The following is a 13185-nucleotide window of genomic DNA, read 5'->3' on the forward strand; positions in this document are numbered from 1 at the left end:
TTTAGCGAAATAGACAACACCAAAGGGATCGGGGAAGAATCATGACATCAGTAACATCATCACCTTCAAGAATGTTGAAGTTCATGCTGCTGGCCGGCGCGGCCTCGCTTGTTCCGACGGGCCAGGCCTTGGCACAGGAAACCGCGGAAACCGCCGACAGCGATGAAGGCAATATTATCATTGTCACGGCCCGCAAGCGGGAAGAATCACTCCAGGAAGTGCCGATATCGATCACCGCCATCGGGGAAGATGAGCTGCGAGATGCCAATGTGTTCGGCTTGGAAGATGTCGCGCAATTGACGCCCGGACTATCATTTCGGCAACTGGGTGGTTTTTCAGAACCAACCATTCGCGGCCTTGCACAGACCGATCAGCTGGCCATTCAGGGCAATGTGGGTGTGTTTATCGATGGTATTTTTATAAACAATCGCGCAGCGCTTGAGTTTGCCAACCTGGATATCAGCCAGGTTGAAGTCTTGAAAGGCCCGCAAAGTGCATTGTTCGGCCGAGATACATTCGCCGGTGCCATTAACTATCGCACACGAGCTCCTGAAATAGGCGAATTTGATGCGACAATCGAAGGGGAAATCGGAAGCGACGAACTCTACAGTATCAAAGGCTCGGTAAACTTGCCTTTAGGTGAAAATATTGCAGTCCGGGTCTTTGGCGGCAGAAGTGAATTTGATGGCACCATCAACAATGTTCGCTCAAACAATAATCTGGGTGGTTGGGATGAGCGCCTTACCTATGGCTTGTCCGCAGTCTTCGAAGCTGGCCCACTTAAACTGAATGTTTTTGCAGCCAGAAATGAAATTGCAGAAGATCAGCCAGCACTCAGCCTTCTCCCCGTTGCAGCCAACACCGGTGGCGCGAGCTTCGACATCGGTGGCACCACAGTCTTCAGCCTGTTCGAAGGTGATGTTCCAAACGTCAACAGTGTTGATTTGATTGGCTCTGGAACCGGTAATGTCGGCGATTACACGTTGATTTATGCCAATGCGGAAGTTGATCTCGACTTTGCAACCCTGACGTTCAACGGCTCACATTCTGATTCGAGTTTTGTAGCCCGATTTGACAATGTGGGAGATCCCAATGCTGTAAACGTTCCCTTCTTCGGAACCTTTACGACACAGTTCTTGACCAATTCCACCGGAGATGAATCTGATCAACAATCTTATGAAGTAAGGCTGGCATCCAAACCGGACTCAAGCTTCGATTGGTTGGTTGGTTACTCCCGATATGACTCCACTTCGGGGGTTGTGTTGGGAACGATCACCCCATTGTTTGCTGATCCAACAACGCTAGAGGCTATCACTTCTGTTCGAAATCGATTGATACAGGGAATCGATGCGGTCTTTGGCTCTGTTTCGGTTCCGGTAACAGACCAGCTCAATATCGGTGGTGAATTCCGCTATACCTGGGAAGATCAGACAGCAACCGACCAAGCTGACATCTTTTTCCTCCCGGCGTTTAGCAGACCGCTGACATCAGCTGAAGCAAGCTTCAACTACTGGAGCGGCCGCGCGTCTATTGACTATAAGCTCAATGATGACGTTCTGGTTTATGCTTATGCAGCCCGAGGTACAAAAAGTGGCGGCATCAATGCCAGCTTGGCGACCACGGATCCCAATTTCGTATTCGAACCAGAAAGAAACTGGACATACGAAATAGGTACAAAGGCGACTTTGTGGAATGGCCGTGCGGTCGTGAACGCTGCTCTATATTATATCGATTGGACAGAACTTCAGTCTACTGCCCCGCCATCTTTGGGACTGGGCCCAATTACCTTCAATGGTATCGGTGCAACCTCCAAAGGTATCGAGGTTGATGCCACGGTGAGTTTGACCGACAATCTTACCGTCCGGGCGGCGGCCACTTACATTGATGCAAGCTACAATGACGGCTTCATTGATGGTGCGGTTGAACAGTCATGCGGTTTGGTCATGCCAGCGGTCGTTCCATTGTCGACCTGTAGTGCCGATGTAAGCGGTAACCGGATTGCGAGAACCTCCAAAGTCTCGTTCTTCGGAAGCGCAACATATACCATTCCGGAGGTTTTTGATGGATATGATCTATATGGCAGGCTTGATTTCAGCCATGAAGGTTCAAGCTTCCCGCTCAGCCTCAACCTTGCACGCCTTGGACCTACCAATCTGGCCAATGCAAGAATAGGATTGAAAGGTGAAAATTATGAATTTTCGCTCTGGGTTGACAATCTCCTGAACACCAAGTCGATTACGCGTTTGACACCTGTCAATGATGGGGCTTTCCTTGGGTCGTGTAATGCTTGTGGGATCAGAAGTACGCGGACATTCCCTGGCAACACACGGACATTTGGTTTGACGGCCGTTGCCCGCTTTAACTGACCAATGCCGTCAGGTTTGAAATTTTGGCGAGGGCTGGCATTGTCGGCTCTCGCCTTTTTTTAGCGACCGAGGAACGCAATTTATAAGATGGCAATATGATGACGAACTATCTGCTGAAATTGCCGGCAATGATTTTGTTTCTATTCCTCGCACCGGCATCGACGCAGGCCCAGGAACAGCCTTTTCAGATGCGTCTGAATGTCACGCTGGATATTGACGGCAGCCAAGCTGCGGCATTTGACAAATCATGGCGAGTCATTGCGGACAGAGCCATGAAAGACAGCTTCCCATTCTATACGGTGGTCAGTGAAAGCGGTAACAGGCGTCTGATATTATTTATTATCAAATCTTACGCCGATTTGGCCACAATCGCAGAGCATATTGATAAATATCGCAATAGCGACGATGCAGATTTGAGGGCAGCCGTGACCAAGCTGCAGCAAATCAGCGGGTCTTATAACAGCTATGTCTCGCGTATCGCAGGTGAGCTGACATACAGCCCGCCGGAGTCCTATCGCAGCGGATTTGTGCGCTATTCCCATTATACAATGGAAAGTGAAAACAAGGCAGCTGTGAAAAAGCTTGTAATGGATTATCGCGATCGCATGGAACAGGCCGGTGTCTCCTCGGCCTTGCATGCAAGATGGCTGTCAGTTGGCAGCGAAGGCACTGTGCTGGAATTGCTGAAAGCGGCAAATTCGGCAGAAGAAATGCGTGACTTTGACGAGGAAATAGCCGTCAAGATCGATGCCCGTCACAGCGCCGAATTTGAATCTCAACTGCAACGCCTCACGACATCTGTATCACATCGATATTGGAAACCACGCGCCGATCTCTCGATCAGCATAAACCGGTAGCTGCAAATCTAGCTGCCCGGCCGGGGACGTTTGAATGATTTCATATCCTCGCCATTGCTGATGGCCAGACCAATCCCGCGGCCTGGCTCTTCCTTGTTATATTTGTTGGCAAATCCATAGTAGACCATGTGGAAATTGTCACCGACCGGAAAAATATGCGGATAGGCAGTGCCTCCACCGTCCCAGTTGTTGATACTCCCCGGCCCGAAAATCGGCTCATCGTAGAGATGATCCCAAAGAAATCCATCATCCGAGGTCGCCAGGGCCACTTGCCGGATCGCCGGAAAGAAGCGGCCATCCAGACCCGCGTAGACCTTTAGCCATTTACCGCCAACAGACAGTGGGTTTCTAATGATATGACGGGTAACAATGCCTTGTGTTTCCCATCTTTTGGGCTCTTGCTTCCATTGTGCAGAGCCTTTCTCCTCCCAATCCACTAGGTTTTTTGAGACCGCCACGCGTGTGTCCCAGTAAGCGACTTTGGGTGACAGGGCCGTGTAATACATGACGAATTGTTCGCCATCATGAAATGTGGTTGGAAAGGCGCTATAGATATAGTCTTCACCGCTTACAGACGCGCCGCCGACAGACGCCCCCTTGATACGTGTCCAGTTGATACCGTCCTTGCTCCGCGCCATTCCCGGACGACAACGATATCCCTTATATTTATACCCTTCGTGAACTTCCACACCATCAACGATTTCAGGGGCAACTGAATCACCGCCGAAATAGGTCATGATCCATTCGCCATCATGATAGATGACATTGCCAAGCCCGAGCGCCTCGGAATCGAACGCCCCCGGTGTTTCCTTTTCAGGGACCATGATGGCGCCCCCTTTCAGTGGACCATCAAAACGTTCCCAGTTCATGGCATCTTTGGACTTGGCGAGCGCAATACTGCCTGTACCAAAGCCCGGCGCCACGCCCTCGGGAAAGTCTGTGCTCCGGCAATAATAATATAGCCACCAAAGCTGTTCATCTTCACGCCAGACAACAAACGGGCCTCCGTTTTTGGCATCGTCACACCGTCCCTTTGGACCTTTCCCCAGAATCAGGCCGTCCTGACGGGTGACCTGGGCCTTTGCCAGACCTGGAAAGCCCAACATCGAGACAGAACCCGCAGCCGCGGCATTGAAAACAAATTTTCGCCTTGATAATTCCATTATGACCTCTCCGGCTGAGTGGAACGGAGCCAAACCTCAAACCCGATCGGGATATTTGGCTACAAGATTGTCTCTCACCAAGTCAGGGAAGTCATCGGCAGAGTGCATTTTGGTGCCTTTGACATTCCAGAGAACCTGGGCATCATCATCCTTTCCAATTCCGATCCATGGCCTTGCCCAGGCACGCATGATGCCGGCGAAATTATAATCGGTTTTAACCAGGCCAACTCCCGGATTCATCACATCCGCATAGTTGGAAGTCCAGATGGAGTTGTCCATTCTGGGTTGATGTGGGCCTTCACTTTGAAAAATGCCGTCCAGGAAAGTTGCGATATCATCGCCCCAACGCAACGTCGGACGAAGCTTTTTTTTCAGTTCCGGATCATCCTGGATGAAGTTCGCGCGATCCACACTGTTCGTCCCGCCCTCCGGATAAAACAGATAGCTTTCCGCAAACAGGGAATCGACCGGTTTCACATTCTTGTCGAGATATTGATTGTAGATCGTATCCACGGGTTCATAAGTAATCGGATCCAAAATCATGCCGGTGTACATGGCGCGTTGTACAATCGTGCCATCCGGCGCGTCCGGAAATTCTTCCTTGGTCGGAACTTGCAGCTGCCAGGTCCAAAAACCCATATGTCCATAGAGTGCTGATCCGCCGGTGCCTTGGGGACCCAAAAGCGCCCGAGAAAACATCACGATGTAGGATTTTTTGCCGATCAGATTATTGGTTATCTTGAATGTCGCGAGCTGATTGTCCCGTCTGTCATTCAAATCAAAATTGCCCTGTTTCTCGGCAATCCATGGCTTGCCATTCCATTGGGCTTCTGTGAGTTTGCTTTTTCGCGGACTGTCCGGGCGATCTGGAAGGTTGGCTTCCTTTTTGTTCTCTTTGTCGTCCTGGTCCTTCGCTTGCACCGGAACTGCGACACTTCCCGCAAGAGCGCCCATACCCAATAAAACCGAGCGCCGTCCGAGGTTGCTCATCAAGTCCAGGGAATCCGGCGGGGTGGCAGGTCTGTCTTCGCTGGAATTGCTCAAATCATTTTGCACGGCTGTAATCCTTTCCCGACAACATTAGGCCAGTTGGGCTTCGGACAACAACCGCGCACCCTGGCTATGACAACTTCGGCCTGGATTCTAGGATGAAGAGCGAGCCAGGGGACTCAAATTGCACCAAAATCCTCGGCAGGTGATTTTTTTGCTTATCTGTTCCTCACTGTCCGCCCATCCATGCTCTCTTGATTTTATCGGAGCGCAAGGCTCTGATCAGGGTCAGCAGTCATTGTGACAATGGAGAGTGAGATGGATGGATGGAGGCTCAGGGCCATGTTAGCAATCGAAAGTCCGGGGCCAGAACAAAATGGCGCGTGAATCGATCCTGCCAAACCGGCGTGCAATTTTGGGCGGTGGTGCTGCACTGGTCGCAGGCGGACTGATCGCACCTCCGGAGCAGGTGCTGGGAAACAAGCCGGTCGACAAGACAAAACTGCTGTTCGATCAAACCGGAAACTTCGATCTCACCAATCCGCAGGAGCTGCTGCTCGCCCGGGCCAAGGCCGCTGCCTGTCTTTCGGGTGATCGCGTGCACATTGCCATGATGACAAGACACATGCTGGCACCTCCGGGCAAGGTCCCATTCCAGATTCTGGCGGAACTGGAGTTGATGACAATATGGCTGGCACCGGATCCCGAAAACCAGCCCAACAAGGCAGCCGTTCAAGCACTGTTCACGCGGATCCCTGTCGACCCGCATGACTTTCAACCGGTCACCACATATCACAATGCCTATCTGGGACGTGATGTGGATGTGGAGCATACCATCTTCGGCGGTTCGGGGCTGCCGCTGGACCCGGCTAATCCGGTACCGAATATCATTTTCCAGCAGGATGAGCCGCACTACCGCATGGGCCGCGAGATCGGGTTTGTGATGTTTGATCCGCGTTCCGGAGAAGGCGCGCATCAGCCACATGTCGACACGGCAGTTTTCCGCGTGGATCATGATGCCTTGATGGATCCGGCAACTGCATCCGTTGCCGCCGACTACAGCTACACGTCTTTCCTGCGGGCCTCGGTATTCCCGTGGACGGGGATCGCAAAAGGGGACGAGACACAGGTTCTCACCCTGAAGGAAGGCCGCAAGATCATCGGTGGCGCGCAGGCATTGCCAACGGAGTTTCAAAAAACAATCGGGCAATTATATCCCGAGAGGATTTAGCATGATGAAGGTCAGAAAATTTACGGCATTTCTGGGAGCGGTAGCCTTGACGCTGTCCATGTCCGAGGCCGTTGCGGAAGACGTGGTGGCGACCCGTACCTCGGAAACCATCATGACCAAGGGCGGAAATGATGTCCCCATCGCAGTGACAATCAGCGGGAATCCGCAAGGCCGTCCGATTTTGTTCGTACACGGTTTTCTGGCAAGCACCATCAACTGGCAGAAGCAACTGCACTCCGATCTTGGCGACAGGTACAAGCTCGTTTCGGTGGATATCCGCGGACATGGCAGTTCGGGGAAACCGGCGAACCGGGAAGCCTACACGGATACAGGACTGGTTGCGCAGGATATTGCGGCCGCATTGCGCGCAGCGGAGGTCGAAAGCCCTCTGATCGTGGGATGGTCCTATGGCGGCCTTTTTGTCATGGACTATGTGCGGCACTTTGGCACCGACAATGTTGCGGGCATTGTGTTGATTGAAACAATTGGCGGAATGCTGCCGCCTCCTCCGCCACCGCCGGAGACACCAGAGCGAATGGCCCGTATCGAACTCTCGCGATCCGCCAATATCTTCACAATCAAAAAATGGACCGATGAGTTTGTCGACTACTGGTCTGCTTATGAGGAGTTGCCCGCGGATGAGAGGGAAATGGTCGAATTGTCAGCGATGCTGGTACCCCATTATGTTCGCCGGCATTTGCGGGATCATCCCGTGGACAATTCGGACCTGGTCAAGGATATCGACCGGAAAGTTCTGTTCCTGAACGGAGGAGAAAGCCTGTCGCCAAAGAAGGGTGATGTCGACCAGATCCAGTCCCTGATCGCCCGATCGACAAGCAAGATCTATCCCGGCTACAAGTCGATGGTGCAATGGTATAACGCGGCACAGATCAATGCCGATATCGATCTTTTTTACCAGACCATAACGCCCTAACCTTCTCCACTTTGCACTGGAAGGGCACCTTGGCGGTCATCATGGGGTAGAGGCAAGCTGCGTGACATAGGCACGGAAGTGACAAGCCGGGCGTCCGATAAGATATTGCAATATGTTGGGGTTACCCCGGAACCCGTACTCATCATAATGTTTGTTCATGACCAGCATCTGCTCGATCCGGTCCGCATCCGCACCGGCCGCTCTGGCTTTCTCTGCGACTTTGTCCAGCGGTACAGCCTGCGCTGTGACTTCCCGTCCAATGACGTCCGAGATTGTCGCGGCCATATCTTCCTGCGAAAGTGCTTCCGGCCCGGCGAGTTCATAGGTGGCATAGAGATGATCATCTGACGATGCGACCACGGCACAGGCAGCGGCAAGATCATTCAGGTCCACGACGTTGAATTTCTTGGTGACGTCGAACGGCATGGCATGCACGCCATCTTCCGTCACGTTTTTCCAGATCGGGACCAGGTGCTGCATGTAACGCGACGGCTGCAATATTGTGTAAGGCAAACCGGACTCAATCAGGGCTTCCTCGGCATCAAGCTTCAGTCGATGGTGGCGGACGTCACGGCGCAGCGGATGCATGACGGAATAGTAGATGAAGTGATCCACGCCCTCAGTCCGGGCGGCCTTGATGAAACTCTGTGTGATCGGCAATTCTTCGGGATGCATGGGAGGCCCGATATGGAGAACCTTTGAAACACCTTTCATGGCCGCGGCAATGGAACCCGGGTCGGTCATGTCTCCTGACACGCATTCGCTCGCCCCCAATTGCTCTAGTTCCTCTGCCTGACGGGAATCGCGAATGAAGGCCCGGACGGGAAGCTGCTGGTCAACCATTGCTTTCAAAATGGCTCGCCCTGTTCGCCCATTGGCTCCTGTTAACAAAAGTAAATTCCGGTTCATTCTCTTCCTCAGATGCTGTTTTTTCTGGTTCCTGCAATCAGGCTGCGATCGCGTAGGATGTCCGCCAGGACTTGATCATCGATGATTCCATCAGATATTGTTTCTCCCGTTCGGGATCCCCGACAATCTCCATGAACTTGCGTTGGCGCGCGGCCTGAAGGGATGCGTCCTTGGTTTCCATCATCGCCTTGTTTTCCTTGGTGCGGTTCTGGATAAAATCGACACACACTGTCCGGCGCTGGAGATCATACAAATCAAGAGCCTGATCCATATTTGCTCGCCCATGAACAATATCGACGATTTTTTCACACAGATTGTAGGCGTCCTGCACACCGCCGTTCATGCCCATGCCGCCAAGCGGATTGTTCACATGAGCGGAATCGCCGGCAAGGAGTACCCTCCGGCCAACCCGGTAGGTCTCCGCCACGCGCTGATGGACCTTGTAGAGGGTGCGGTGGGCGATCTGATAGGGAGATTCTTTCGCATGCAGCCTTTGCAAGCGGCTTTCGATAAATGCATCAGAGAGCAGATCTTTGGGGTTTGCATCAATCGGGGTCGGCACCTGAATGCGCCACAGGCTGGGAGTTTTCAACATCACGCACCATTCGTCAGGGTCTGATACGTAATTGACCCAACTCAGATTGTCGAAATGATGCTCAAACGGGAAATTGGTTGAGACAACCAGAAAACGTTCCGGATATGTCAGCCCTTCAAACTTGGTTCCGGAAGCCTGGCGTATCCGGCTGGACGCACCGTCTGCGCCGATCAGAAAGCTTCCCCGAACGCGCTCTTCATGATCGCCGTCAAAGATGAGCGCTTCCACGCTCTCGCCATCTTCGCGATATCCAACCACTCCCGCGGAATAGCGCACTTCCGCATGTGGGTACTGCGCCAGCATTTCCACAGCGGTTCTGGTCATTTTGAACTGTTCGCACTGGAGCCGGTAGGGATGGCGGGTCTCCCCGTTGAGCCGCGCCATGTTGAACCGGGCGACATCTCCGGTCTTGCGTTCCCGAAACTGAAACTCGCGGACGATCAACCCCTGCGGAATCAACCGTTCGGTCAAGCCGACCTTGTCCAGCAGATCCAGGGTGGGAGGATGGAAGGTGGAAGCCCTCAGATCAATCGGCAACTCCTCCTTTCCCTCAAATAATATGACCGGTATCCCGTGCTGCGCAAGGTAAAGCGCCGCAAGACACCCCACAGGGCCAGCCCCGGCGATCAAGACCGGGGGAATGTTTCGCTGTGGAAATATGGGTTCGATTCCTGCAGTCTGAGTATTCATCGTGATAGTGTCTCCAAAGGAGTTTTTGGGGAGGATTCGGATCCTGTTCTTTGGCCCCGTGATCGATTGTTACCGCCTCGTCATGGACGCGACATGATCGAAAAGTTCAAATAATCGCCTAGTGATTGTCCACCGGCCCAGCGCACAGTTTTCCAAAATTCAGCAAGCAGTATTTTTGCTCACCAGGTGAATATTATTCTATATCTTCAGGGTATTCCCGCCTAGAATTGCATCACGGTTCGTGCAGGAGAAGGGATAAACATGGCCAAGGATGATTATACAATTCGATCGATTCACCGGGGCTTTAGCGTATTGCAGGCCATAAACCGTTCTGGCTCCATGCGCCTGATGGATATTAGCAAATCCACGCAGCTACCCTATCCCACCGTTTCCCGAATTGTGGAAACCCTCGTCGAGTTGGGCATGGTTGAAAGGGAGTCTTCCGGCAGACGGTATCGGCCAACCGCGCTGGTGCAGACCCTTTCCGCAGGATATCAGGAAGAGCATGCACTCGTGTCTTGCGCCCGTCCCCATATCGTCAAGCTCTGCAACAAGGTGGGATGGCCCATCACCATAACCACCCGCGTAGGAAACCGGATGATGGTGCGAGATTCCACCCATCGTCTCACAACCTTGACATTCAACAACTATGCGCCTGGATACACTCTGCCATTGCTGGAATGCTCGGTCGGAAAGGTTTATCTTGCATTTTGTGGAGAAGAAGAGCGCATCAGCATCATCTCCAGTCTCGAAAAACTCGATGACAAAGTTGATCAAATGGCAAAGCTATTGCTTCGGGATGATGATGTGTTGCTGGACGATATTCGTACGAAAGGATATGCGTATCATGCTTACAATCAACATACGGAGAACCCCGGCAAGACGTCTTCGCTGGCCGTACCTGTTTTTCTGGATGGGAAACTTGCAGGAGGCCTTGGCTTGATCTTTTTCTCGTCGTCCATGTCCGTTGCCGAGGCCGCTGAAAAATATGTTGATGAAATGAGAGAAACGGCTGAGCTTATCGGGAAGTCGGGCTCATCGAGCTGATCACACTTTCCGCTTTTGCACCCAGATGCAGGTTGGATAACGTCATTTCAATTTGTTGCAATGTAACAACAAACACAAAATTGCGGTTTACAATCGCTAGCCAAATGCGTGCTTCGACAACGACAATTGTCTGACCAGCTTGCCGCTGGCGGCGAAGATCGCATTGGTTACCGCCGGGGCGAGAGGCGGCACAAAAGTTTTTGCAAAACGAACGACTAACTTGCGCCCCAAAATCCGATACTTCGATGTTGTCCGCTTCATCCCGAAAGCGGACACTAGCCAGTCTTTTGAGAGACGACGGGATTCGAACCCGCGTGGAGCCCAATTTTTAAAGCTCCAGAGTGCTCCCAATTAAGGGGGCACCCGCAATCAGCCACTCTGCCACGTCTCAAAACATCTTTAGCAGATTGCAATCGTCCGAAACATCCCGAAAGCGGACGGTAGAAAGCGAAGAATAGCTAGTCGTGGTCTAAAACTGAGGGTTAAACAGATTGCAGAATAGGCGAGGTGTAGCTGGTTCAGTTCGCAATCCCGCACTGGTGATCAAATACCGGATTATCTGCGTTGACTATTTACAAATCAAGCTTTCCCTGTGCTCACATTTATGAGGATTACCCGTCTGCTTCCTCCTTGAGCCAAGCCAAGAATTGACGCACCTTTTGCCTCTCCGATTGACCAACCCGCGAAACCGCTGTGTAGCTTAGGCCCGGAATCCGCTTCTCGCGACGGTATTCCTCGAGCCAGCCTCGTTTGAGCATGTCCCCTGCTAGCAGACTGCTCGCAAGAACCAGGCCTTGCCCTGCCAATGCCGCCTGAAGTGAATGCTGCTCCTGATCGAAGCTACGACGCCGCGTGAACTTAGCGGGGTCAAGCCGATGCGCGCCAAGCCAGTCGTTCCAGCCAACCGGCATCAGGGAACGCGAGCGCCATCGTGTTTCGATCAAGATCGCGTCCTCGATCCGGGTGCCCGCCTGCAACCACTCTGGATTGGCGAAAGCGCCGAATGTTTCCTCTGCGAACGAGAAGGTCTCCAGCCCGGGATACTCTCCAGTCCCGTAGCGGATGGCGACATCGATCCGCCTGTCACGCTCGAGATCCAGCATCTGGGTCGAAGTCTCAATATGGACACTGGTGGCCGGGTGTTTGGCTTCGAAATCTGCCAGGCGAGGGACCAGCCATAGCGCTGCGAACGCTGGTGTCGTTGCGATCGTGAGACGCGATGACACGTCTCGCATCTCTTCGAGAGCGTCGTAGATTTCGCGGAAGCCCCTTGAAGTGGCACCGGCGAGCCGGCTTCCTTCGCGTGTGAGGACGGTTTTACGAATCTGCCTGACAAACAGCGCAACGCCCAATTGCTCCTCGAGCGTGCGGATTTGATGCGAGACCGCTGTCGGCGAAACGCCCAGTTCACTAGCTGCATCCTTGAAACTGCCCGTCCGGGCCGCCGCGTCGAAGGATCGAAGCGCAGGAAGCGAGATCGACAAACTGTTCAAGGAACGGCTCCTATAGATGAATTTTGCTCATTTATAACTGAAATCTTACCTTTTGTCGATCCGGCGGAGGGTAGTTAGATTTCCTATGGAATCAAAGCGATTCCGGCGTCGACTTGGATCAAGCCGAGATAATAATCTGTTCATCCATAGAGGTCGCATGACGATCCTCTGCAAATAAAGGAAAACACGAAATGACCCAACTGCTTCGTATCGACGCCAGCGCGCGAACCTCACGGTCTCTTACTCGCTCCCTGGCGGACAAATTCACCGACAACTGGATGTCCAGGCGTCCGCATGCCGGTATCGTTCAGCGCGACGTTGGTCGCAACCCGCCGCCCATCATATCTGAGGATTGGATTGCCGCCGCGTTTGCCAAGACACGCTCGACAGAGCAGGAACGGCTTCTCGCCCTTTCCGACAAACTCATTGCCGAAGTGAACGAGGCACAATTAATCGTCCTAGCTGCGCCGATGTACAATTATGGAATGCCAGCCGCGCTCAAAGCTTGGTTTGATCAGGTCGTCAGGATTGACAAGACTTTTACCTTCGACCTTGCACGTGGGGACACACCGCTCAAACCGGTTTTCTCTGGCAAAATTCTCGTTCTGCTTACCTCTTGGGGCGAGTTCGGCTTCGGCCCGGGCGAGCACAACGAAGGCCGTGACAACCTTACACCGCATGTGCGGACCGCCTCGCAATATCTGGGAGTGGAGGAATTCCACCATATCGGGATCGAATATCAGGAGTTTGGCGACGGACGATTCGAAGCATCGCGTAAGCGCGCCTCTGCAGCAGTCGAACTGTTGGTCGAAAGACTAATCGGAAAGGATGAAGAAGACGCCGAGAAAAGTAAGGCAGCGGCATGAGCAACAAACCTATTGCATGATTGATTGCCGACAGGCGGTCCGGG

11 protein-coding genes are annotated in these 13185 nt (G+C 52.8%); 6 read left to right on the forward strand and 5 right to left on the reverse strand.

The features are described 5' to 3' along the window. Nucleotides 1-41 precede the first annotated feature (41 nt). Together BUQ90_RS08615 and BUQ90_RS08620 are read left to right on the forward strand one after the other, a co-directional pair. Nucleotides 42-2366 carry a TonB-dependent receptor gene (locus BUQ90_RS08615; RefSeq protein ID WP_084192578.1) on the forward strand — a complete coding sequence of 775 codons (2325 nt, stop codon included), beginning with the start codon at nt 42-44 and terminating at the stop codon, nt 2364-2366. Nucleotides 2367-2461: 95 nt separating this feature from the next. Further along, complete coding sequence (locus BUQ90_RS08620) at nt 2462-3223, forward strand: hypothetical protein (RefSeq protein WP_074204595.1); 762 nt, start codon at nt 2462-2464, stop codon at nt 3221-3223. 8 nt (nt 3224-3231) lie between these two features. Here the strand turns inward: BUQ90_RS08620 and BUQ90_RS08625 are convergent, their stop codons facing one another. Both BUQ90_RS08625 and BUQ90_RS08630 read right to left on the reverse strand, forming a co-directional pair. Further along, the gene (locus tag BUQ90_RS08625; RefSeq protein ID WP_074204596.1) at nt 3232-4386 is read right to left on the reverse strand and encodes a glycoside hydrolase family protein; all 1155 of its coding nucleotides are present in this window, start codon (nt 4384-4386) and stop codon (nt 3232-3234) included. Between the two features lie 36 nt (nt 4387-4422). After that, a complete protein-coding gene (locus BUQ90_RS08630; protein ID WP_204244754.1) occupies nt 4423-5376 on the reverse strand; it encodes a hypothetical protein in 954 nt (317 codons plus the stop codon). A 376-nt stretch (nt 5377-5752) separates the two neighbouring features. Here BUQ90_RS08630 and BUQ90_RS08635 point away from each other — a divergent pair, with 376 nt between their 5' ends. Together BUQ90_RS08635 and BUQ90_RS08640 are read left to right on the forward strand one after the other, a co-directional pair. Further along, the gene (locus tag BUQ90_RS08635; RefSeq protein ID WP_074204598.1) at nt 5753-6607 is read left to right on the forward strand and encodes a hypothetical protein; all 855 of its coding nucleotides are present in this window, start codon (nt 5753-5755) and stop codon (nt 6605-6607) included. Nucleotide 6608: 1 nt separating this feature from the next. Continuing rightward, nucleotides 6609-7541 (forward strand): alpha/beta fold hydrolase, encoded by a 933-nt coding sequence (locus BUQ90_RS08640; RefSeq protein WP_074204599.1) that lies wholly within the window; start codon nt 6609-6611, stop codon nt 7539-7541. 39 nt (nt 7542-7580) lie between these two features. Here the strand turns inward: BUQ90_RS08640 and BUQ90_RS08645 are convergent, their stop codons facing one another. Further along, nucleotides 7581-8450: an SDR family oxidoreductase gene (locus BUQ90_RS08645; RefSeq protein WP_074204600.1), complete on the reverse strand. Its 870-nt coding sequence runs from the start codon at nt 8448-8450 to the stop codon at nt 7581-7583. A gap of 37 nt (nt 8451-8487) precedes the next feature. After that, entirely contained in the window at nt 8488-9735 is a 1248-nt protein-coding gene (locus tag BUQ90_RS08650; protein WP_074204601.1) for an FAD-dependent oxidoreductase, read from the reverse strand. A gap of 261 nt (nt 9736-9996) precedes the next feature. Here BUQ90_RS08650 and BUQ90_RS08655 point away from each other — a divergent pair, with 261 nt between their 5' ends. Continuing rightward, nucleotides 9997-10782, forward strand: coding sequence for a helix-turn-helix domain-containing protein (locus BUQ90_RS08655; protein ID WP_074204602.1), 786 nt, complete (start codon nt 9997-9999; stop codon nt 10780-10782). Nucleotides 10783-11393: 611 nt separating this feature from the next. Here BUQ90_RS08655 and BUQ90_RS08660 read toward each other — a convergent pair. After that, nucleotides 11394-12275 (reverse strand): LysR substrate-binding domain-containing protein, encoded by an 882-nt coding sequence (locus BUQ90_RS08660; RefSeq protein WP_084192579.1) that lies wholly within the window; start codon nt 12273-12275, stop codon nt 11394-11396. Between the two features lie 191 nt (nt 12276-12466). Here BUQ90_RS08660 and BUQ90_RS08665 point away from each other — a divergent pair, with 191 nt between their 5' ends. After that, the gene (locus BUQ90_RS08665; protein WP_074204603.1) at nt 12467-13141 is read left to right on the forward strand and encodes an FMN-dependent NADH-azoreductase; all 675 of its coding nucleotides are present in this window, start codon (nt 12467-12469) and stop codon (nt 13139-13141) included. Nucleotides 13142-13185: the final 44 nt, after the last annotated feature.

Origin of the sequence: Parasphingorhabdus marina DSM 22363 (genome assembly GCF_900128895.1) — a bacterium.
GTDB classification, from domain to species: domain Bacteria; phylum Pseudomonadota; class Alphaproteobacteria; order Sphingomonadales; family Sphingomonadaceae; genus Parasphingorhabdus; species Parasphingorhabdus marina.

Excerpts from the sequence above, each read along its gene's own strand:
- BUQ90_RS08630 (WP_204244754.1), bottom strand. The coding sequence starts at position 5,376 with ATGAGCAACCTCGGACGGCGCTCGGTTTTATTGGGTATGGGCGCTCTT.
- BUQ90_RS08620 (WP_074204595.1), top strand. The coding sequence starts at position 2,462 with ATGATGACGAACTATCTGCTGAAATTGCCGGCAATGATTTTGTTTCTA.
- BUQ90_RS08635 (WP_074204598.1), top strand. The coding sequence starts at position 5,753 with ATGGCGCGTGAATCGATCCTGCCAAACCGGCGTGCAATTTTGGGCGGT.
- BUQ90_RS08650 (WP_074204601.1), bottom strand. The coding sequence starts at position 9,735 with ATGAATACTCAGACTGCAGGAATCGAACCCATATTTCCACAGCGAAAC.
- BUQ90_RS08625 (WP_074204596.1), bottom strand. The coding sequence starts at position 4,386 with ATGGAATTATCAAGGCGAAAATTTGTTTTCAATGCCGCGGCTGCGGGT.
- BUQ90_RS08665 (WP_074204603.1), top strand. The coding sequence starts at position 12,467 with ATGACCCAACTGCTTCGTATCGACGCCAGCGCGCGAACCTCACGGTCT.
- BUQ90_RS08655 (WP_074204602.1), top strand. The coding sequence starts at position 9,997 with ATGGCCAAGGATGATTATACAATTCGATCGATTCACCGGGGCTTTAGC.
- BUQ90_RS08645 (WP_074204600.1), bottom strand. The coding sequence starts at position 8,450 with ATGAACCGGAATTTACTTTTGTTAACAGGAGCCAATGGGCGAACAGGG.
- BUQ90_RS08640 (WP_074204599.1), top strand. The coding sequence starts at position 6,609 with ATGATGAAGGTCAGAAAATTTACGGCATTTCTGGGAGCGGTAGCCTTG.
- BUQ90_RS08615 (WP_084192578.1), top strand. The coding sequence starts at position 42 with ATGACATCAGTAACATCATCACCTTCAAGAATGTTGAAGTTCATGCTG.